The 19,435-nt window shown below is 65.6% G+C and carries 25 protein-coding genes; 11 read left to right on the top strand and 14 right to left on the bottom strand.

The window, feature by feature from the left end; translation table 11 throughout:
• Positions 1 to 13: 13 nt before the first annotated feature.
• From B015_RS33885 to B015_RS0116620, 3 genes are all read right to left on the bottom strand, one after another.
• A complete protein-coding gene (locus B015_RS33885) occupies positions 14 to 745 on the bottom strand; it encodes a DUF930 domain-containing protein (protein ID WP_018428854.1) in 732 nt (243 codons plus the stop codon).
• A gap of 80 nt (positions 746 to 825) precedes the next feature.
• Complete coding sequence (locus B015_RS0116625; protein WP_018428853.1) at positions 826 to 1,392, bottom strand: methyltransferase domain-containing protein; 567 nt, start codon at positions 1,390 to 1,392, stop codon at positions 826 to 828.
• Positions 1,393 to 1,421: 29 nt separating this feature from the next.
• Positions 1,422 to 2,180, bottom strand: a complete 759-nt coding sequence (locus B015_RS0116620; protein WP_018428852.1) for an SDR family NAD(P)-dependent oxidoreductase — start codon at positions 2,178 to 2,180, stop codon at positions 1,422 to 1,424.
• A 111-nt stretch (positions 2,181 to 2,291) separates the two neighbouring features.
• On the opposite strand from B015_RS0116620, the gene B015_RS0116615 reads away from it, so the two are divergent.
• The gene (locus B015_RS0116615) at positions 2,292 to 2,891 is read left to right on the top strand and encodes a TetR/AcrR family transcriptional regulator (protein WP_018428851.1); all 600 of its coding nucleotides are present in this window, start codon (positions 2,292 to 2,294) and stop codon (positions 2,889 to 2,891) included.
• A 79-nt stretch (positions 2,892 to 2,970) separates the two neighbouring features.
• Here the strand turns inward: B015_RS0116615 and B015_RS0116610 are convergent, their stop codons facing one another.
• The 4 genes from B015_RS0116610 to B015_RS0116590 all read right to left on the bottom strand — a co-directional run bounded on the left by B015_RS0116610 (position 2,971) and on the right by B015_RS0116590 (position 6,317).
• A complete protein-coding gene (locus tag B015_RS0116610; RefSeq protein WP_018428850.1) occupies positions 2,971 to 3,762 on the bottom strand; it encodes a phytanoyl-CoA dioxygenase family protein in 792 nt (263 codons plus the stop codon).
• A gap of 259 nt (positions 3,763 to 4,021) precedes the next feature.
• A complete protein-coding gene (locus tag B015_RS0116600) occupies positions 4,022 to 4,408 on the bottom strand; it encodes a DUF1801 domain-containing protein (RefSeq protein WP_018428848.1) in 387 nt (128 codons plus the stop codon).
• 104 nt (positions 4,409 to 4,512) lie between these two features.
• Positions 4,513 to 4,950 (bottom strand): acetyltransferase, encoded by a 438-nt coding sequence (locus tag B015_RS0116595; protein ID WP_018428847.1) that lies wholly within the window; start codon positions 4,948 to 4,950, stop codon positions 4,513 to 4,515.
• A gap of 143 nt (positions 4,951 to 5,093) precedes the next feature.
• Entirely contained in the window at positions 5,094 to 6,317 is a 1,224-nt protein-coding gene (locus tag B015_RS0116590) for a citrate synthase family protein (protein WP_018428846.1), read from the bottom strand.
• 77 nt (positions 6,318 to 6,394) lie between these two features.
• On the opposite strand from B015_RS0116590, the gene B015_RS0116585 reads away from it, so the two are divergent.
• From B015_RS0116585 to B015_RS0116575, 3 genes are all read left to right on the top strand, one after another.
• Positions 6,395 to 7,477: a citrate synthase gene (locus B015_RS0116585; RefSeq protein ID WP_026227372.1), complete on the top strand. Its 1,083-nt coding sequence runs from the start codon at positions 6,395 to 6,397 to the stop codon at positions 7,475 to 7,477.
• Positions 7,478 to 7,598: 121 nt separating this feature from the next.
• Positions 7,599 to 7,856, top strand: coding sequence for a DUF333 domain-containing protein (locus B015_RS0116580; protein WP_018428844.1), 258 nt, complete (start codon positions 7,599 to 7,601; stop codon positions 7,854 to 7,856).
• 206 nt (positions 7,857 to 8,062) lie between these two features.
• On the top strand, positions 8,063 to 8,377 hold the full coding sequence (locus tag B015_RS0116575; protein ID WP_018428843.1) for a DUF3303 family protein: 315 nt from the start codon (positions 8,063 to 8,065) through the stop codon (positions 8,375 to 8,377).
• Positions 8,378 to 8,424: 47 nt separating this feature from the next.
• On the opposite strand, the gene B015_RS0116570 is transcribed toward B015_RS0116575, so the two are convergent.
• The 3 genes from B015_RS0116570 to B015_RS0116560 form a co-directional block, all read right to left on the bottom strand.
• Positions 8,425 to 9,057 (bottom strand): isoprenylcysteine carboxylmethyltransferase family protein, encoded by a 633-nt coding sequence (locus tag B015_RS0116570; protein ID WP_343122984.1) that lies wholly within the window; start codon positions 9,055 to 9,057, stop codon positions 8,425 to 8,427.
• 111 nt (positions 9,058 to 9,168) lie between these two features.
• Positions 9,169 to 9,429, bottom strand: coding sequence for a YiaA/YiaB family inner membrane protein (locus tag B015_RS0116565; protein ID WP_018428841.1), 261 nt, complete (start codon positions 9,427 to 9,429; stop codon positions 9,169 to 9,171).
• Positions 9,430 to 9,505: 76 nt separating this feature from the next.
• Positions 9,506 to 10,204 (bottom strand): PspA/IM30 family protein, encoded by a 699-nt coding sequence (locus B015_RS0116560; RefSeq protein ID WP_018428840.1) that lies wholly within the window; start codon positions 10,202 to 10,204, stop codon positions 9,506 to 9,508.
• Between the two features lie 152 nt (positions 10,205 to 10,356).
• Here B015_RS0116560 and B015_RS0116555 point away from each other — a divergent pair, with 152 nt between their 5' ends.
• Positions 10,357 to 10,974, top strand: a complete 618-nt coding sequence (locus tag B015_RS0116555; RefSeq protein WP_018428839.1) for a TetR/AcrR family transcriptional regulator — start codon at positions 10,357 to 10,359, stop codon at positions 10,972 to 10,974.
• Positions 10,975 to 11,371: 397 nt separating this feature from the next.
• Here the strand turns inward: B015_RS0116555 and B015_RS0116550 are convergent, their stop codons facing one another.
• Positions 11,372 to 13,540: an inverse autotransporter beta-barrel domain-containing protein gene (locus B015_RS0116550; protein ID WP_018428838.1), complete on the bottom strand. Its 2,169-nt coding sequence runs from the start codon at positions 13,538 to 13,540 to the stop codon at positions 11,372 to 11,374.
• Between the two features lie 244 nt (positions 13,541 to 13,784).
• Complete coding sequence (locus B015_RS0116545; RefSeq protein WP_018428837.1) at positions 13,785 to 14,048, bottom strand: DUF2798 domain-containing protein; 264 nt, start codon at positions 14,046 to 14,048, stop codon at positions 13,785 to 13,787.
• 229 nt (positions 14,049 to 14,277) lie between these two features.
• On the opposite strand from B015_RS0116545, the gene B015_RS0116540 reads away from it, so the two are divergent.
• Together B015_RS0116540 and B015_RS0116535 are read left to right on the top strand one after the other, a co-directional pair.
• Positions 14,278 to 14,889, top strand: coding sequence for a LysE family translocator (locus B015_RS0116540; protein WP_018428836.1), 612 nt, complete (start codon positions 14,278 to 14,280; stop codon positions 14,887 to 14,889).
• Between the two features lie 10 nt (positions 14,890 to 14,899).
• Entirely contained in the window at positions 14,900 to 15,370 is a 471-nt protein-coding gene (locus B015_RS0116535; protein WP_018428835.1) for a GNAT family N-acetyltransferase, read from the top strand.
• A gap of 59 nt (positions 15,371 to 15,429) precedes the next feature.
• On the opposite strand, the gene B015_RS0116530 is transcribed toward B015_RS0116535, so the two are convergent.
• Positions 15,430 to 16,260, bottom strand: coding sequence for an N-acyl homoserine lactonase family protein (locus B015_RS0116530; protein ID WP_018428834.1), 831 nt, complete (start codon positions 16,258 to 16,260; stop codon positions 15,430 to 15,432).
• A gap of 188 nt (positions 16,261 to 16,448) precedes the next feature.
• On the opposite strand from B015_RS0116530, the gene B015_RS0116525 reads away from it, so the two are divergent.
• From B015_RS0116525 to B015_RS0116515, 3 genes are all read left to right on the top strand, one after another.
• Positions 16,449 to 17,330 (top strand): AraC family transcriptional regulator, encoded by an 882-nt coding sequence (locus B015_RS0116525; RefSeq protein ID WP_018428833.1) that lies wholly within the window; start codon positions 16,449 to 16,451, stop codon positions 17,328 to 17,330.
• A 136-nt stretch (positions 17,331 to 17,466) separates the two neighbouring features.
• Complete coding sequence (locus B015_RS0116520) at positions 17,467 to 17,760, top strand: GYD domain-containing protein (RefSeq protein WP_018428832.1); 294 nt, start codon at positions 17,467 to 17,469, stop codon at positions 17,758 to 17,760.
• A 93-nt stretch (positions 17,761 to 17,853) separates the two neighbouring features.
• The gene (locus tag B015_RS0116515; RefSeq protein WP_018428831.1) at positions 17,854 to 18,144 is read left to right on the top strand and encodes an HlyU family transcriptional regulator; all 291 of its coding nucleotides are present in this window, start codon (positions 17,854 to 17,856) and stop codon (positions 18,142 to 18,144) included.
• Positions 18,145 to 18,254: 110 nt separating this feature from the next.
• On the opposite strand, the gene B015_RS0116510 is transcribed toward B015_RS0116515, so the two are convergent.
• A complete protein-coding gene (locus tag B015_RS0116510) occupies positions 18,255 to 18,872 on the bottom strand; it encodes a TetR family transcriptional regulator (RefSeq protein ID WP_018428830.1) in 618 nt (205 codons plus the stop codon).
• A gap of 68 nt (positions 18,873 to 18,940) precedes the next feature.
• Between B015_RS0116510 and B015_RS0116505 the strand changes: the two genes are divergently transcribed.
• On the top strand, positions 18,941 to 19,366 hold the full coding sequence (locus tag B015_RS0116505) for a VOC family protein (RefSeq protein WP_018428829.1): 426 nt from the start codon (positions 18,941 to 18,943) through the stop codon (positions 19,364 to 19,366).
• The last annotated feature ends 69 nt before the right edge of the window (positions 19,367 to 19,435 follow it).

The raw sequence follows: 19,435 nt of genomic DNA, 5'->3' as shown, positions 1-19,435 counted from the left end.
TCGTTTGGGCTTCTCAATCCTCCGGGTCGCCGGAAACGAGATTGTATTCGGCCCATCTCGCCTCCGGGATCGCCTCGCCGACACTGAACTCGAAAGCCGTGACAGCGCCTTCGGCAACATCGCAAGAGAAGGTAACGCCGTACCAGCGCCCCCTTGAACGGAAGGCTCCGCCTTGCGCGTGGATCGCGCCGCCGTCGATGCCGAGATTGCCGGTTGCATAGGGGACGACGAGATCGGGGCGGAATTCTGCCTTCCAGCGACGGATCTGCTCCATGGCCTCGATGTTGCAGAGCTGGATGGCGCGTTCGTCGGGGGCAAAGGTCGTAAGCTCCTGCCGGGCGCGGCGGCTGCGCGGATCGGCGAGCACCTTGGTGGCGTAGAAGCTGTGTGCCTTGACCATGGCCGGTTTTGGCGCTGCCGGCGCTTCGGCTGCCTGGGTTTTGGGCGCCTGGGTTTCGGGCTCTTGAGTTGCGGGCTCTTGAGTTTCGGGCTTTTGGGTTGCGGGCGCTTCGGGCGCCTCGGGCCGTGGTGGGACTGCAGCGCTGGGTGACTGCGCACCGGTGGGAGCTTGCGGTTGGAGTTTCGCCTGATCGGGCGTGGGCGCCACCAGCTCGACCGGCACCGAATCCTCCGCAGGAAGCCTCAACTGATGCGGCCTCGGCAATGACAGGATGGCCGCCAGCAGCAGGCCATGCAGTGCCAGCGAGATGGGCCAGCTGGGATCCAGTTTCACGGCATGCGTCATGCGACCGGCTTTCTGATGCAGCCGGTTGGTTCGCCTGTCACTGTGGCGCGATTGCGGCGCGGGCTACGGCCGCTCGCCGGTCAGCCCGCCCGGTTGCGCTTGCGCCTGAAGACGTAGACGACCGCCGGCGGCAGGTTGCGCCAGACACGCGGCGAGCGCGTGAACTCCAGGCCGAGGCTTTCGGCGATGCTTTTGCGCAGCGGCGAGAACAGTCCGTAGGTGAACTGGATGTAGACGCCGTCCGGCCCGAGCCGCGAGAAGGCCGCGGACAGGATCGCCTGCTGCTGGCTGGTCGACATCGACAGCAGCGGCAGGCCCGAGACGACGGCATCGACATGTGCGGGGCCTGACGACGCCAGTTTCTCGGCCGGTTCGTCAAAGACGGACACGTCGGGATGGCGCTCGCGCAGCATGCGGCAGAAGACCGGGTTGACCTCGTAGAGGAGGAGATCGGCAGGCGCGATGCCGAGCTTGAGGATTTCACGGGTGATGTTGCCGGTGCCGGGCCCGAACTCGGCGACCCGCCGCGCCGAGCGCGGAATCTGCCCGGCCATGAGCTGGCACAAGGTCGGCGACGACGGCGCAAGGGCCGACATCTCACGGGGTTTCCGCAGCAACTGGGCTGCGAAGGTGTTGAATTCGGTCATCTCTGAGGTCCTGGCTGGGGGATAGACGGTCAGCGGTCGCGCATGATGCGGCAGGCGAGACCGGGCGAAAGCCGGTGGACGAGGCGCAGAAGCCTGGTCTTTTCGATCCAGATCTCGTCGAGCCCGCGTTCGACGCCTGCAATGACGTCGGCGGCGGCGCGTGCCGGGGGGTATTTGCGGAACGAACCGGCGCGCGACAGCGTGGTGTCGACGACGGTCATGACGGCCTCGGTGACCTGGACCGGCAGCCTCGCGGCGCGGCACTGGTCGCGCAGCGAACGGGTGAAGCTGCGCAGGGCGGCCTTGGTGGCGCAGTAGACGGCGGCCCCGCGCTTCGGCGCGATGGCGAGCCCTGACGTGATGTTGACGATGGCCGAGGCGGGGTGGGCCTTCAGCACGGGCAGCATGGCGACCGACAGCTGAAGCGGTGCGGCCAGGTTGACCGAAATCTCGGCCGCTATGGCGTCGAGCCTGGCCGGGCCGTCCGCTGTCAGGTCGTCGTGATGCATGATTGCGGCGTTGTTGATCAGGACGCTGCATTGTGGATGCGTTTCGCGCAGCCAGTGTGACAGGGCCTCGACGCCGCCGGGCGCGCCGAGGTCGGCCTGCATGACGGTGACCGAACCATTGAGCTCCATCGCCAGCGCGTTGAGCGAGGCTGCGTCGCGTCCGACCGCGATCACATGCGCGCCCCTGGCGACCAGCTGGCGGGAGAGCTCCAGGCCGATGCCGCGCGCGCCGCCGGTGATGAGCACGGTTCTGGTGTCGAAGTCGAAAGTCTTGCGCATTCCCTGACCCGGTCGGCTCCCTGTTCAGGCGACTTGCCTGTTGACCCGTGTTCGGGTGCGGGAAATATTGCGAATATTCGCTTCCCCCTCTACTCGCATCCGAGGAACGCCTTGCAGTCCAGGCTGACCCCCCGCAAGACGCCGCGGCAAGAGCGCAGTGCCGTCACTTGTGCTGCGATCCTGGAGGCAGCTGCTCGCATTCTGGAGACGTCGGGAAGCCGCGGACTCACCACCAATCATGTCGCTGTGCTGGCGGGCGTTTCTGTCGGCACGCTCTACCAATACTTCCCGGCGAAAGAGGCGATACTGGCCGAGCTGGTCCGCCAGATGCGCCAGGAGATGCTGGCCGACTTCGTCGGTGCAGCCCGCCAGGCCGAAGGCAAGGGGCTTGGCGATGCCGTCGATGCGATGGCGGCGGCGAGCCTGCGCCATCATCTCAGGCGCCCCGCACTTGCCCAGGCGCTGGAGCACGAGGAGCTCGAGCTCAAGCTCGACAAGGAGACGGTGCAGATGAAGGCCGACATGCGAGACCTGATCGTCGGCGTCCTGCGCGACCACGGCATCGACCAGCCGGAGCGGACGGCCTTCGACCTGATGGCGCTGTCCAGGGGCATCGTCGACGCCGCCGTCCGGGCCGGCGAGCGCGACTTCGACGATCTGCAGGCGCGGCTGCGCCGGGCGGTTTCAGGCTATCTTGGCGTCACTGGCTAAATTGTCTTCGCAATTCCTGATGGAAAACATTGCTCAGGAAGGCGGGGCCCAGAACGGTCATGTCCCAGGCCCCTGACGACTAGAGTTCCATCCCAATGGCCCTGCGGATGGCTATTTGCACTGCAGATGGAGGTAGCGACGGGTCAAACTCACCCTTCGGCAGGAGCGGAGGTTGGGCCATGAAACGGGGCCTGGCTCCCCGATGCGGTTGTGCGGAGTGGAAGAGGAAGGGGTGGCAGAGATAAACGGTCCCAGGCTCCCCGGTGGCCAGCACTTCGGCACAGTCGGCAGTCGATGCGAAGCCGTCAGCAGCCAGTTCGCCGAGTGTGAGACCTGCCTCTCCGGCTGGCAGCAACTGCTTTGCGATCGTGCTGTGCGACCCTTTCCTGATCTTTGTCGGCGCATCCAATTCACCGACATCGGAGAAGAGGAAAAGCATGAGCAAGGCGCGGCCGCTGCTTTTCACATTGACCCGCCACTGCATGAAGTCGGGGTTGTCGGTGCCGAAGCTTGCATCAACGTGCCATCCCGCGTCACCTGGATCGTTTGGTGACGGAAAACGCACCGGGAAAGTGCCCAGGCCATTGGGCCTCAACCACCGGCCTTCGCCGACCAGGGCATCGTATGATGCGTGCAGGAGCGGTGTGTTGGCGGCCTCCGCGAAAGGCTTGCCAGTCAAAAAGCCCAAGCGCACAACCGGCTGTTTCCACGTCTCCGGCGCGTCGGGGGAAAGGCCCATGGCCCTCCAAAGCTGCTCCTGCCCCTGTGAGGCAAGGCGGCCATCGAAGGCACCCTCCAGTTTGATATATCCATGTTCAATGAAGTGCGCGATCTGAGCCTCACTCAGACCGGAACGATTAGCTTCCGACATTCGACAATTCTCCGCACGGCCTCCACTCGGGACAGGCCGTTATGATCTTAAGCGGGCACCTGGGTGCTACGACGATACTGGAGCGTCAGATCAGCGGGAAGAGTGTGGACTTAAACATCATCATGGCGCGTGTTTAGCAGCCGTATATTTTCCAGGCAAGAATGTCAGCAATCTGGCTCAAAGTCAGATAACGATGTCCGCACTTCAGAATATGACGGAATGCATACTCTGGCCGAAATGGAGACGACAGCCGAATGGCCTAGACGCCCTTCGTCGGGTCGCCGATCTCGGCGTTCAGCCGCACGGCTTCGCGGACGAGCGTTTCGGCACGTGCTGCATCCACCGTGTCGCCCTCGAGAAATGTCATGGTGGCGAGCTCGTATTTGCCGCCGGCCTTCAGCCTCGGCTCGATGTGGCGCAGACGCTTGCCGCGCCAGAAGCCGAACAAGACGCGCGCTTGCTCGGCACGGATGAGCAGGACCGGGCCGTCGGCAAAGCAGACGATGTGGCCCCATTTGATGCGCGCTTCGGGATCGCCCGCCGCGTGCGTGGCCGCGCGCAGGGCTTCGACGATGTCGCGGCGCCAGCCGCTCAAGGCCTCGACATAGGCCTCCGGGCTCTCGGCCGGAATTTCCCTGCGCATCATCGGCTGTACTCCCCGGTCGGGAAGTCTATCCCGGTCGTAGCGGCTGTGAACCCCTTACATTCGGCGCAATGACGTTGCGAGATCGATGTTCGGAGGCCGGCCGATCAGTTCAGATGTTCCAGGTGGATGAGCGGATACGGCCGACCCTGTCCGTCGACAGGCGAGCGGCCTGTCTGCCTGAACCCCATTCGTTCATAGAAGCGAACAGCCTGATCGTTCTGCGCGTTGACATCGGTTGTCATTTTGGGATGAAGCGCGAGACCGTGCCGCACAAGGGCAGCACCGATGCCGGTTCCGCGATGGGCGGGGTCGACGAACAGCGCCTCCATATGCCCACCGTCGATCAGCATGAAGGCCAGCGGGCGGTCGTTTTCATCAACCGCTACCCAGAGAGGCGCTTGCGGAAGGAAACCGCACACCATGTCGTCGATGGCGAGACGATCCGCAGGCGTCAGAAAATCATGCGTGGCGTCAACCGCGCTTCGCCAGATTTCGATGTTGCGGTCTCCCTCGTCGGGGCGGGAACGTCGGATCGTGATCATGGTCCCGGGATACACCAGTTTTTCCAGTGCGCCAGAGGGCTCGCGAAAAGACCTGCCGCAAGGCATGCCACGCATTGGCGACAGCGGCCCGATCGCGCGCCCTTACGGTCCCCTTGGGCGTTTGCTCTCCACCCGATCTGCGATCATCCCGAGTTCACGACCTGGCTGCCGCCACGCCCCAGCGCGGGGCCGATATAGCGGGCGCGCGGGCGGATCAAAACGCCCGAGGTCAGCTGCTCGATGGCATGCGCGACCCAGCCGATGGAGCGGGCGATGGCGAAAAACGCCGTCTCATGGCCGATCGGCAGGCCGAAGGTGCGCACCATCACCGCCAGCGCATAGTCGATATTGGGGTGCAGGCCGGTGGCTTCGGTGATGAGCGCCGGCGCCTCGACGGCGAGGCGCCGGTCGGCGCCAGCCTCGGCCAGGGACGTGAGCAGGCTGTCGGCGCGCGGATCGCCGTCGCGGTAGACGGTATGGCCGAAGCCGGGGATGCGGTCGCCGATGGCGACACGCTCGCGGATGTTGGCGGCGACATCGGTGGCGGCGAAGTCGGCGACCATATGGGCGGCCAGCGGTCCGGCCCCGCCATGCCTGGGGCCCTTCAGCGCGACCAGCCCTGCGATCAGCGCATCATAGAGGTTGATCCCCGTCGAGGCCGCGCAGCGCACCGTCCAGGTCGAGGGGTTGAGTTCGTGGTCGGCGAGCAGCACCAGCGCGCGGCGGAAAATGGCCTGGGCGTGCGGATGACCAGGGGCCCAGGCGTCGGCGACCTGCAGATGGATCGGCGCGGGCGAGGGCGTGGTGCCGAGGATGCCCGAGGTGAGCAGGCGGATGGCGCGGGCGCCGACCTCGACGCGGCCCTGGCGCGAGCGGTTGAAGGCGCGTGAATCGTTGCCGCCGGCCAGCGCCAGCATGGCGATGGCGCGGGGAATGGGCGCTTCGCCCGTTGTGACGGAAGCCACCGACCGCATCGTGTCGCTGACGACAGGCATGTTGGCGGCGGCGAAGGGGTCGGCGTCGTTCATGTCCCACAGAAGCGTCGCCGCCTGTTCCAGCGTCGCATGTTCGGCCAGCGCCACCGCCTGGACGCCGCGATAGACCGAGCCTTCGCTGGTGATGGTCGAGATGGCGGAGTCGAGAACCGGCGCTTCGCTTTCGCCGGCACTTGCCAGACCCGCCGGGGCGCGCCGCGCCAACAGGGCACGGACGTCGTCGGCGCGGTAGCGCCGGGCGCGGGCATCGTCTGACGGTTCGGAGCGGATCAGGCCGCGGCTGACATAGGCATAAAGCGTAGCCGGCGACACGGCGAGTTCGCCTGCGGCCTCGCGGGCGGAGAGATAGAGCGGTTCGGAGGCTTTTTTCATATTGATCAAGCTAATCAAGATTGATCAATATGAAAAGCACCGCATCTTTGTTGCATCGCACCAAGGAGCAGAGCCCCATGACACTTCATCAGACCACCGCCGGGCTGGACGGCGTGACCGCGGCCTTAACAGCGCTTTCCCATGTCGATGGCGAGGGCGGCGAACTGATCATCGCCGGCAGCCGCGTGGCGCAGCTGGCCGCCGAGACCGATTTTGAAGGCGTGTCGGCCAGGCTGCTTTCGGCGGCGGGCAAGGAAACCGACGCTGGCGAGCTGAGGGCGAAGCTCGGCGAGGCGCGTGTCCAGGCCTTTGCGCGCCTCGACAAGATCCTGCCTGCCACCGAAGGCCTGGCGCTCGGCGCCGGCTTCCGCGCCGCGATCGCGGCGATCGACAAGGAGGAGGGGCTGGACGACGAAGTCGCGCTTCTGGGCGCGATGCCGGTGCTGGCGGCGGCGCTGGCGCGCCGCGCCGACGGCCTTGCCCCGGTGGCGCCCGATGCGACGCTCGGCCAGGCGGCCGACATGCTCAGGATGATGCGTGGCCAGGCTGCGCGCGAGGCGGAAGCGGCAGCCCTCGATGCCTATCTGGTCACCGTCAGCGACCACGGCATGAACGCCTCGACCTTTGCCGCGCGTGTCGTCGCCTCGACCCAGGCCGATCTGTTCATGGCAATCACGGCGGGCTATTGCGCGCTTTCGGGCCCGCTGCATGGCGGCGCACCTGCCCCTGTGCTCGACATGCTGGAGGCGATCGGCACGGCCGGCAACATCGCGCCCTGGATCGACGCCGCCCTCGGGCGCGGCGAGCGCCTGATGGGCTTCGGCCATCGTATCTACAAGGTGCGCGACCCGCGCGCCGACGTGCTGAAGCGCGCGGTGGGCACGCTGGGCTCCGAAGGCATGGATCTCGGGCTCGCCGCCGAGGTCGAGGCTTATGCCCGCGAGGCTCTCGCCCGCGCCAAGCCGGGCCGGCGGCTCGACACCAATGTCGAGTTCTACACGGCGATCCTGCTCGGCGCGCTCGACATTCCGCGCGAGGCCTTCACGCCGGTCTTTGCCGTCGGCCGCACCGCGGGCTGGGTTGCACATGCGCTGGAACAGCAGCGCACCGGCCGCCTGCTGCGCCCGGCGTCGGTCTATACCGGGCCGATGCCGGCCTGAGGCTGGCAACGCGGCATTTTCCAAAAGCCCGGGCACGCTCCGGGCTTTTTCATTTGGCAATTGCCTTTGCCTTGAACAACTCTAGTTGCAGCGATGGACAGGAAGCTTCAGGGAGAGCGCGATGCGGCAGCTTGCGGCACGTTCGGCGGGACTGGCGGCGATGTCGCTTGTCATCATGGGGGCGGCGGCGGCGCCGGCGCAGAAGCCGGTCGGCCTCGCCAACCCGGCCTCGGTGCATTGCGGCAAGATCGGCGGACGGCTGGAGATCCGCAAGGATGCGTCCGGCAACGAAACCGGCTATTGCCGCCTGCCCGACGGAAACCTGTGCGAGGAATGGGCGCTGTTCCGCGACCAGCAATGCGTGGCGCCGAAAGACTGATCTCGCCGGGCCGGGCGGTGCAAATGTATATTCAATTGTGCTAATATTTATGTGCTGATATTTTTGCCGGGCCGTGCTGTCGGCGGCCTGCATTTGCATGCAGCGCGACCTTTGAACTCGGTCTTTTTGGAAGCTGGAACCATGGCGGCGCGCCTCGTTGGATGTGGCGCGGTTTGCCGTTGCGGCTCAATCGTGGAGGCTGGTCGATGAAATACATGATCAACTGGTTCGAACGCTCGCAAGGTTCGGCGGCGGAATATGAACAGGCCCAGAAGCGCATACTCGACGTGTTCACCCAGTGGACGCCGCCGGCCAATTTCAAGATCGAGATGTTCGTGGTGCGGGTGGGGGAGTGGGGCGGGCATATGCTTGTCGATTGCGACGACCCGGTGGCCGTCCACAAGGCGTGCTCGACCTTCGCGGCGTTCGAATTCGAAGCGCGGCCGGTGATCCCGGTAGAGGAGGCGGTGCGCGTCGAACTCGAGGCCATTGCCTGGCGCGACGGGCTGAGACGCCACTGATTGCGCGCGGCGCGGATGCCGCTTCAATACAGCCCGGGGATGAGCCGCTAGGTGCGGCTGAAATAGGCCTCGTAAGGTGCGCCGAAATGCTGGCGCAACAGGCGTTCTTCGGAACGGATGCGCGCCACCAGCGGCACCAAAGTGAGTGCGGTCAGCATCAGGCCTGCACCTGAACGGAAGACCAGCGCCCAGCCGAGCGAATTGACCAGCAGGCCGAGATAGCTGGGATTGCGGATGACGGAATAGATGCCCGAGGTGACCAGCCTGTGCCCGGGCTGGATGGCGACCAGTCCGCTGAACCTGTTGCCGAGCACGAACACCGGCCACAATCTGAGCGCGCCGCCCGCGGCAAACAGGGTGACGCCGATCCAGCGCAGGGTTTCGCCGCCGAAGGTCCAGACGTCGAGCCGGTCGGTATAGGCAGGCAGGAAGGCATTGAGCAGGCCGATGACGCCGAAGGCCACGAGCACCCAGCGGTCGGAGCGGTCCTCGCGCTCGCCGCGGCTGAGATTTGCGTCGCTGAACAAGGCAGCAAGCCACAAAGCGATGGTGAGGAGGGCTGCTGCGCTGCGCGCCGGATTGGAAAAATAGGCTGTCATGCCGCCCGCGCCGACAAAGGCGAGGCCCAAGGCGACAAGCATGCTTGCCATGGCAAACAGCAGCATTCTGGGCGAGGTCATCGTCATTGCCGCCCGAGGTCCAACTGCAAGCCTTGATAGCAGAAAATGCCGCCGGCAGCGAATGACGGCAAAGGCCCGCGCGGCGTGTGCCGCGCGGGCCTTTCAAGATAGTCATTCCTTGCCGACATACTCGCTGAGCAGCTTTTCGTTGCCGGCCTTTTCGATCTTTGCCGTCTGCTCTGCGGCCAGGCGATCGTCCATGCGGTACTTGACCAGGTTGACCAGCGCGCCGGTGAGCAGCAGCACGCCCATGCCCCAATAGCCCTTGGTCGAGAGATCGACAGGCGCCAGCCACAAGGACAGTGACAGCATGAAATAGGCGACGGCGACGGAAGCGGCGTTGAACAGGATGTAGGTCTGGTTCGGGCTCATGATTTCCTCCTTGGTTGCTGAGATCTGGGGTTGCTGAGTTGGAATTGCTGAAAGTTGGGGTTGCTGCGACTTGAGATCAGTTGGTCGGCGGGCTTTCGGTGCTGGCTGCGAGACGCTGAAGAACCTGGGCCGCGTCGACCCTGACCGGCCGGCCGTGGCCGGCATTGGCCAGTCTGGTGCGAACGGCATCGCCGTTCAGTTCGTCGTCGATGGCATCGATGACGAAGGCTTCCTCGAGCGGATCGCTGCGGTCATGGATGCGGGCGATGAGCGCTTCCGCCTCCTTGAAGCCGGTGGAACCACCGAGCGAGCGGTTGAGACCGCGCTGGGCGCGATGCTCGGCGTCGAGCGCCCTGGCCGAGATCAGGCCCTGGTTGAGGTCGACGATCCTGGCATGGGCCTTTTCGATGGACAGCCGCATGCGGGTGATGCGCTGCTCGAGTGCTGCAAGCGTCGCCTGGCGAACCGCGCGCTCATTCTCCAGTTCGGCGATGACGGTCGCCCCGTCATGGGCCAGTTCGTTCGAGCCGGCCTGCAGGGCGCTGGCGGTCCGCTGTTCGAGGTCGCCGATGCGATAAGCGAGGCGCGACAGTGCCGCCTGTTCGCCCCGGTGCCGGATGACGATTGCCGCAAGCGTCTGCTTGGCGGCGGCGAGGCCTGACTGGGCATTCCTGATGTGCTGTTCGAGCAGGTCGATGGCAAAGCGGTTTTCAAGACCGGTTTCAGCCTTGGCTCCCGCCACTGCCAGCAACGACCTGAAGACGTTCCGTATCATGCTTTCCTCCCATGAACATTGTTCATATTTGCAGGCTACCATAAAATGAACATTGTTCAAGAAGAATTTTGAACGATGTTCATTTTAGGTCATCCGTGCTATCAGGATGGCAAGGGCAGGGCTTCGACACAGGCCCTAGAGACAGGAATCACATGGCGCTGGATCGCAACGAAACCAAGGAACGGGTGCTCGGCATCGCCGAGCGGCTGCTCAACGAGGGCGGGGCTGCCAGGCTGCAGGCGCGCACCATCGCCGGCGAGGCCGGGATCGCCGTCGGCTCGATCTACAATCTGTTCGGCGACCTGACCGGCATCCTGCGGGCGGTCAACACCAGGCTCCTGGAAAAGCTCGATGCTGCCGGCAAGCAGGTGCTCGGCGAGCTGGAGCGTCAAGGCGTGAGCGATCCGGTGCAGCTGCTTCTGGCGCTGGCCGGGGTCTATCAGCGTTTCGTCGGCGAAAATCCCGGCAGCTGGCAGTCGCTTCTGGCCACCGGCCTTGCCGGGGAGCCCTCTGATGAAACCAGGGCTTACGAGGATCGGCTGTCCAGCAGCTTCATGCTCATTGCCGACATTCTGGAAAAGAGCGGCCTGATAACCGACCCGCGCCTGAGGGGGACGGCAGCCCATGCCTTGTGGTCGAGCGTCCATGGCATCGTCAGCGTCGGTTATGCGACCGAGGCCATCGAGGGCAGGCGAGGGGACGTGTCGGAGCAGATAACGCTTCTGGTGACGACCTTCGTTGCCGGCCTCAGGCAAAAGGCGAGCGCCTGACGGGGCAGGCGTAAGACCCGCGCAGTTTGCGCCGTGCGGATCCTTGGAGGTGACAAGCCATCGAGGGCGCAAACTTCCTTCTCCCCTTTTGGGAGAAGGTGGATCGGCGCGCAGCGCCGAGACGGATGAGGGGTGTTGGAAGAAATGAGAGGGCAGAGGCTGGTGCCCTCCTGAAACGCCGCGTTCCGTCCAACACCCCTCATCCGCCCCTTCGGGGCACCTGCTCCCACAGGGGGAGAAGGAAGGTCGCGGCGCCCGGCCCTCCGCTACGGCGCCGCGCGTTTGTCGTTGGAAAAGCCAAACCGTTGGCTTTTCCTGGCCTTCGGCCACCATTCCTCACCCCACAAGGCGAGAAGGAACCGCACCACCGAAAACCGCTGCGCAGTTTTCCTGGAGGTCAGCGGCAGGTGGTCTTGAGCCTGCTTGCCTCGAGTTCGCTGCCGTTGAGCCTGAGCACCGCGCCGCCGGTCTGGGTCAGCGCGGTGCCTGACCACGCGCCCTGGTCGGCGAGGCAGTCGAGCGGCGTGCCGACGACTGAGACGTCGCCGCGGATGTTTTCCGCCGGGCCGGAGAAATAGAGGCCCGCGGTGCGTGCGCCTTCGACGCGGAAGTTCTCCAAGGTGATGTCCTTCACCGGGCCGCCGAGGAATTCCCACTCGCTGCCATAGATATAGGCGCCATAGGTGCCGGCATTGGTGACGGTGACGTTCTTCAGGTGAATGTCGGACACCGGATTGAAGAAGACGCCGGCATTGCGCGTGCCGTCGATCCTGAGCCCGTCGACACGCACATTGGTGGTTTTCGCCTCCTCCGGCAGGGTCGAGGCCGAGACCAGCATCAGACCGTTGATGCCACCCAAAAGCGTCATGTCGCTGATCGTCACGTTCGAGGTGCCGTGCAGCACCACCAGGTCCATGTCGAGGCCCTGCTCGGAATTGTCGACCGTCACCTTGTTCATCTTCACGTCGTCGGCTGCGACCAGAAGGATGCCCTCGCGGCGCGACCTGGAGATGGTGACGTTGTCGATGACGATGTCGTGCGCGGCATTGGCGATGACGGGCGGCCAGTCGCTGTCGTCGATCCGGCTGCCGGCGAAGATGCCGTAGGTGACGCTGTCGATGACGGTGTCGCGGACCGTAAGCCCGCTGGTGCCGAGCGCGGCGATCGCGGCATGGGGGGCGAGGTTGGGCCGGCCGACGGCGAATTCGCACGCTGTGTTGCTGCTGCAGATGAAGAGGTCGTGGATATTGGCCCCCTCGATGGTGGCGCCGACGACATTGTCGAGACGGATTCCGTCGCCGGCCGTCCTGGAAATGTCGACATCGCGGATCGAAATGCCGGACGCGCCGTTCGCGGCGATGCCGGCCAGGCCGCCGGTGATGGCGAGGCTCGATATCTCGCTGCCCGATGCCATGGTGACGACATTGGCGGCGGCATTGGTGCCGTTCAGCGTCGTCGCCTGGCCGGCGTTGCGGAAGGCGGTCTCGATGCGGCTGTTCTGGCCGCGCACGCCGATGACGCCGCCGCCGCCGAGCATGTGCTGGCCGGCGCCGAGCTGCAGGGTCTGGGCCAGCGTCATCGTGCCATTGGCGAGCACGAGCGCGTTCTGGCCGGCAGCGGCGAGGGCTGCGTTGATCGCCGCAGCATCGCCCGATGCGGCGTCGACGGTGATCACCTGACCGACCGCCTGGCCGCCATGGACGAACTCGGCTGCCTCGACCGTACCGTTGCCGTCGGCGTAAGTGCGGACGAAGTCGCTGCGCTCGATACGCTGGAACAGCGGATCGAAGGCCGCCTTGCCGGTGCGGTTCGAGCCGCCGAGCGGCACGCGCAGGCGCGCGGTCAGGCCGAATTCGGTCTTCTTCTCGTTGTCGTGGGACACAGAGGCGCCGAGCGTGAAGGTCGAGCCGGAGACGCCGGGCAGGCCGGCGAAGCTGACTTCGGTGCGCGCCTTGATGCCAAGCGTGTCGTCGAGGCCGCGCGCGCCGTCATACCAGTAGGCGCCGCCAAACACCTTCATCTCGGCATTCATGTCTTGAGGGAAGACGAGCAGGCGCATGCCTGCTTCGGCGTCGGCGCCGGTGCGGGCGAATTCGCGTCCGGCCTGGAATTTGAGCTCGCTGCCGGAAACGAAGGCATGGCTCAGCTCGGCTGCGACCTTGTCGCCGCCGAGCGGCAGGTAGATGTTGGCGCGCCCTTCATAGACAGGCCCGAGCACCTCCGCGCCGAAGGACAGCTGGTTGAAGCTGTTGCCGTGGTCGCTGTTGAAGACGTCGAAATAGCCATAGCCACCCAGCAGCCATCCGTTTTCGATGCGATGGCGATAGCCCATGCCGAACGAGGCCTGCCGGGCCGAGCCCTCGACGAAGCTGCCGCTGGCGTTGAAGAACAGCGCATCGCCGCCGTCGAGCAGGAAGGGCAGGAACACGCCGATGCCGCCGGTGCCCTGTCCGTAGGCGAGATTGCCGTCGAATTCGAGGATGGGCTGCTGGGCTTGCGCGAGGGCATGGCTGGAGAGGGCGGTGCCGGAAACCAGCGCCGCTGCAAACAGGCTCGAAAATTTCATGATCTTTATGTGGGCTTCCGGTTGAACGGCGTTCGAATATTATACCTGAGTAGAATAGTCCAGTTTGAATCTGGACCAGATGTCGACGGAGCTTGTTGTGCCAATTCAATGGGTTGGCGCGCGGGGATGGTTTTGCCGCGCGCGCCGTTGCGGACGCTGGGGCAGGTCGGCGCAGGCAAAGCCTGTGGAAAAGAGCCGTGTCGGCCGGGTGGAGGCAGGGCGGCAGGCGCCGTCCTGACTGAGGTCACGATGTCCTGGGAGCCTCGACGACCAGCGCCACGATGCGGCGGACGAGCGGCAGCACGAGGAGCAGGGTGGGGAACGCCACCAGCCACGACAATGCCCAGGCGGACGGCCAGGTGGCGAGGAAGGCCGGCGTCGGGCCGAGGCTCTTCAGCGTCGAGATGGCAGAGACCATCGAGGTCATCAGCACCGACAGGACGAGTGGCATGACGAGGGCGGCATAACGCGCCGGCAGCTTGCGGCGCGGCTTCGAATGGAAGGTCATTGGGGATATTTCCTGGAATCGGCATCGATCACGAGAGCGCAAGACATGGCATTCCTCCCGGTCGGGCCGGTTGAATGCGTTGCTTGACGTGAGACGCTTACGGCGTGCGCGTGGCGCAGCGGCCCGTTCCTAGTGGGCCTTTCCGGAAAAGGCAAGGCGCGCGAAATCGGGTGGCTTCCGCCACGTGACGGCTTCAACTAAGTTCGTCGCATTCCAAGGGGAGAGAGCCGTGTCGATCGAATTCCTGCTGACTACGCTGATCATCGTCGCTTCGCCGGGTACCGGCGTGGTCTACACGCTGGCCGCGGGGCTTTCGCGCGGCGGCAAGGCAAGCGTGCTTGCCGCCTTCGCCTGCACGCTCGGCATCGTGCCGCATCTGGTGGCCGCCCTTACCGGCCTCGCCGCGTTGCTGCATGCCAGCGCGCTTGCCTTCGAAATCGTCAAATATGCCGGTGTCGCCTATCTGCTCTACATGGCCTGGCAGAGCCTGCGCGAGAACGGCGCGCTCAAGATCGACGACCAGCCCGATGCCCGCAGCGCCCGCCAGGTGCTGGTCGACGGCGTGCTGATCAACCTGCTCAATCCCAAGCTGTCGATCTTCTTCGTCGCCTTCCTGCCGCAGTTCATCCGGCCGGGCGAGCCGAGCGTGCTGCTGCGCATGCTGGAGCTGTCGGGTGTGTTCATGCTGGCGACCTTCGTCATCTTCGCCATCTACGGCCTGTGCGCGGCTGCCGTGCGCGACAAGGTCACCGGCAGCCCGCGCGTCATGGCCTGGATGCGCCGCACCTTCGCCGCAGCCTTCGTGGCGCTCGGCGCCAAGCTGGCCCTGACCGAGCGCTGAGGTCCCCATCATGGCGTTCCGTATCGACCGCGAAGATCCGGCGACGCCGGAGGTGATTGCACTGCTCGAGGATGGCGATGCCTATGGCGCCTCGCTCTATCCAGCCGAAAGCAACCACTTCCTGCCGCTGGACGCACTCAGGGCCGACAATGTGCATTTCGTCGTCGCGCGCGACGAACAGAATGCGGCCGTCGGCACCGGCGCGATCGCGCTTGCCGATGACGGGGCCGAAGCGTGGGCCGAACTCAAGCGCATGTGGGTGGTGCCCGAGGCCAGGGGCAAGGGCCTGTCGAAGGCGATCCTCGGCGACCTGGAAGTGCGCGCCCGGGGGGCCGGGTTTGCGCTGCTGCGGCTGGAGACCGGCATCGCCAATCACGAGGCGCTGGCGCTTTATGAACGTACCGGCTTCATCCGGCGCGGACCCTTCGGCGACTATCGCGAAGACCCGCTCAGCGTGTTCATGGAAAAGCGCCTCGACTGATCCGGAGAGACGCCTCCACGGAGGGCGGGCAGGGCGCAGCGTCTGCGCCCTGCCTGTCGTTATCTGGCGCTCGCCGGGAAGGCCGGCAGCTTTGCGATGTCTGAGGCGTCGTGCTGGACGACGAGCGTTGCCTTCAGCGCCTTTGCCATGTCCTCGAGGCGGCCCATCGAAGCCAGGCTTTCGGCGCGGTCGAAATTGAACGGCGGCACGCCGTGGTTTGCGAACTGCTCCTCGAAATGGACGGTGTCGCCGCTGAGCAGCACCGGCCCGGTCGCGGCCAGCCGGACCATCAGCGAGTAGCTCGACGGCGTATGCCCCGGCGTCGCCAGCATCACCACCGAGCCGTCGCCGAAGACATCCCTGTCGCCGGTCACCGTCTCGACCCTGGCGCTGCCGTCGAGCCATGGCTTGACCAGCGCCGGATCGACCCCGAAACCAGGCTGCTCGTCGCGGAAGCCTTCGAGATCGGCCTTGCCGATCAGCATGCGGGCATGGGTGAAATCGGTTGCCTGGCCGACATGGTCGAAATGATTGTGGCTGATGCCGACCGTCTCGATCTTGTCGGGTTCTATGCCGATCTCGGCCAGCTGGTCCCTGATCGTCCTGGCGAGCGTCGGGGCCATGGGGCTGGCCTCCTGGGCGGCGCCGAGCAGGGCCGCCGGCAGGCCGGTGTCCCACAGCATGTAGGCGCTGTCGTGCCGGATCAGGTAGCAGCTGTCGGTCAGCGTGCGCGCCTCGCCCTGGTAGCGGAAGGTGTCGGAAAAGGCCGAGAGATCGCTGACCTTGATCGAACCGCAGTCGAGCCGCCAGAGCTCGACATTGGCGGCCTGTGCCGCGCCGAGGGCCGGGAACGCCATCAGGGCGGCGAAGACGATCTGACTTTTTCTCACGTGACGTGGTCTCACTGGATATCTCCTTGCTTGCGGGGCCGGCCGGCCTGAAAGCCGTGGCACCGCGATCTGTGCGGCGCGAAGATGCTGGAACGCCGCCGGCGAGATGTGCCGCGATGTCGCTTCCGATGTGCCCGAAACGCTCGAACTGCGGTCGACATGGTCGCCGGCGGCGCTAGACTGCCGGTATGACGTCGCTGATCGAAATCCCCGGGCAAACCCATGCGCAGCGCCTGCTGCACCTGTTGAAGCCGCTCGCCATGGCCAGCCGCAATGCGCGCGGTCCGGGCCTGCACAGTCATGCGAGCCAGCTGTTCAGCTATTGCTGCGTCGAGCGCGAGCGGCTCGCAAGCGTGGTGTCGGAGACCAGCCGGATCGGTATCGTGCTGTCGGGCGAAAAGGAGTTCTGGCTGGGCGATGCCGGCCAGCGTTTCGTCGCCGGCGACGTCTTCGTGCTGCCGAAGGGGCAGGCCTTCGATGCGGTCAACATCCCGTCCGAGGCGAATGGGCTCTATGAATCGCTGCTGGTCGACGTTACCGAGGTGCCGCGCTGGGTGATGGAGATGAGAGGGGCGCGGGCGCCCTCCGGCTTCGACCTCAGGGTGCCGCTCGGCGGCGAGCTCGTCGATGCGCTCGGCCATGCCGCCATTTCGCTCAGCGCCTCCGACCATGCCGACGCGCTTGCCGGCCACAGGCTGGCCGAGGTCCTGATGCTGCTGCGCAAGGTGCCGGCGGCTGCCTGCCTGTTCGAGCAATCGCTGGCCGAGCGCGCCGCCTGGCTGGTGGCGGCGGCGCCGTCGAAGCGCTGGACGGCGGCTGGTATCGGCCGGGAGCTTGGCCTGGGCGCATCGACGCTGAGGCGCAAGCTCGGCGAGGAGGGGACGTCGCTGCGCCAGGTTCTGGCTGCGGCGCGCATGCGGCTGGCGCACGACATCCTGGTGCGGGGCGAGGGCAACATTTCGGACGCCGCCGGCATTGCCGGCTACGCCTCGCGCTCGCATTTCGCCAGGCGCTTTGCCAGCGTCTACGGCACCACGCCGGCGGCGGTGCGGCTGGGCCAACGCGCCTGAAAAAGCGCCTGAATTCGGCTGCTTGCGCAGTCCCGCCCGGGGGAGGATAATTCGGCGTCGGACGCATTTTGAGGGCAATGACCCGGTGCCTGCCCCGGCCTTCCGCCGTGCGCCGTGGCACCGGAGGGAGGTTGCCATGACGACTTACATCATGCTGATCAACTGGACGGACCAGGGCATGCGCGATGTCAGGTCCTCGCCGAAGCGGCTGGACGCCGCCAAGAAGCTGCTCGGCGAAATGGGCGGCTCGTTCAGGCAGTTCTACCTCACCATGGGCGAATGCGACATGGTGGCGGTCGCCGAGGCCCCCGACGATGCGGTGGTGGCGCGCTTTGCGATGATGCTCGGCCAGGGCGGCAATGTCAGGACGCGCACCATGAAGGCGTTCCCCGAGCTCGCCTATCGCGAGATCATCGCCTCGATGGGATGAGCACATGATGTCAGGCCAGGTCACGGCCAGTCCAAAACGCCTCGACTGAATCAAGACAAGCGTCTAAGCTTCGGAAAACAAAGGGAAGAACCGATGTCGTTTCTGAAGAGGCTTTTTGGCGGTGGCGGTGCGAGCACTGAGCCGGCTGCAACGGCGGTCGCCAAGGAGATCGAATATAAGGGCTTTTCGATCAAGGCCACGCCCTACAAGGAAGGCGGCCAGTTCCAGACCTGCGGCCTGGTCGTCAAGGAGGTCGACGGCGTGATCAAGGAGCACAAGTTCATTCGCGCCGACCGTTTCGCCGGGCTCGACGACGCCGTCGAGGTGTCGCTGACCAAGGGCCGGCAGCTCGTCGACGAGCAGGGCGACGGCATTTTCGGCTGACGCCCGGAGACATCTCCGACAACATGTTCGGCAAGGGCCCGGCCATGCGCCGGGCTTTTGCCATCCAGAAGGCTCTGATCCGGTCGCGATTTCCGGGCGGAAAACCGCGTTCACGCCGTTGCTGGACCGGCATTTGCAGGCACAATCAGGCCGTCTATGACGGCCGATATCACCTCCAGCTGCTCGCCGGCATCAGCACCGGCATCGATGGCGAGCGCGGCGCGGTCGAAGGCAGCGGCCAGTTGCCCGGTGAGCGCCGAAAGCGGCAGCTTCTTCATCGCCCCCAAACGCATGGCGATCGCCAGGCCCTCGCGCAGGGTGCGGTTGCCGTGGCGGGCGTCGATCTCGTCCATGCCGGCGCGGCCGAGCACGGCCGGGCCGTCGAGCAGAAGCAGCCGCGTGCGGCCGGGCGCCTGCATGGCCTCGAGATAGGCCCGGCTGCCCGACATCAGCGCCTGGCGTGCGTCCAGCGCCTCGGGCGCGGCATGCTCGATCTCGGCGGCGACGGTTGCCGCTTCCTCCTCCGCCACGGCGCGGAACAGCGCCTGCTTGTCTGTGAAGTGATGGTAGAGCGCGCCGCGCGTCACGCCGGCGGCGGCGACGATCTCGGGCGTGCTCGTCTCGGCATAGGATTTTTCAGCAAATAGCCGGCGCGCGGCGGCGATCAGCTGGGCCCGCGTCGTCTCTGTGCGGTCGCGGTTGGAGCGGCGTTCCGTTCTCTCTTGCATACATGCAGCCTGTATGTTAATTGCATCTACATACAGACAGTATGTTTTTTGAGAGGAGAAGGAAAGCCATGAAAACGACGAGCTACTATCCCGTGCTGATGACCGGTGACGTCGCCGGCACCGCGGCCTTCTACATCGAGCATTTCCGCTTCGAGTCGCTGTTCGATTGCGGCTGGTACGTCCATCTGCGCTCGACCGAGGACAAGCGGGTCAATCTCGCCATCGTCGACGGCGACCACGAGACCATCCCGGCCGAGGGCAGGGGGCGCGCCGCCGGCCTGTTGATCAATTTCGAGGTCAAGGACGTGGATGGCGTGCATGACCGGCTCGTTGCCGCCGGCCTGCCCATCCTGCGCTCGCTGCGCGACGAAGCCTTCGGCCAGCGCCATTTCATCGTCGCCGATCCCAACGGCGTTTTGATCGACGTCATCAAGCCGATCCCGCCGACCGGCGAGTTCGTGGCGCTGTATTCACCCGATGTGGTGCCGGCGTGACGTGGCTGGCAGGCATGGAGGCGCCGCAGGGCGCCTCCATGCCATGTCGTTTGAGGGTTAGAGGGCGCA

The sequence above is a fragment of the Hoeflea sp. 108 genome (genome assembly GCF_000372965.1).
In the GTDB taxonomy this organism is placed as follows: domain Bacteria; phylum Pseudomonadota; class Alphaproteobacteria; order Rhizobiales; family Rhizobiaceae; genus Aminobacter.
The sequence above is the reverse complement of the archived record's forward strand: the minus strand, read 5'-3'. Positions and strand labels throughout refer to the sequence as shown.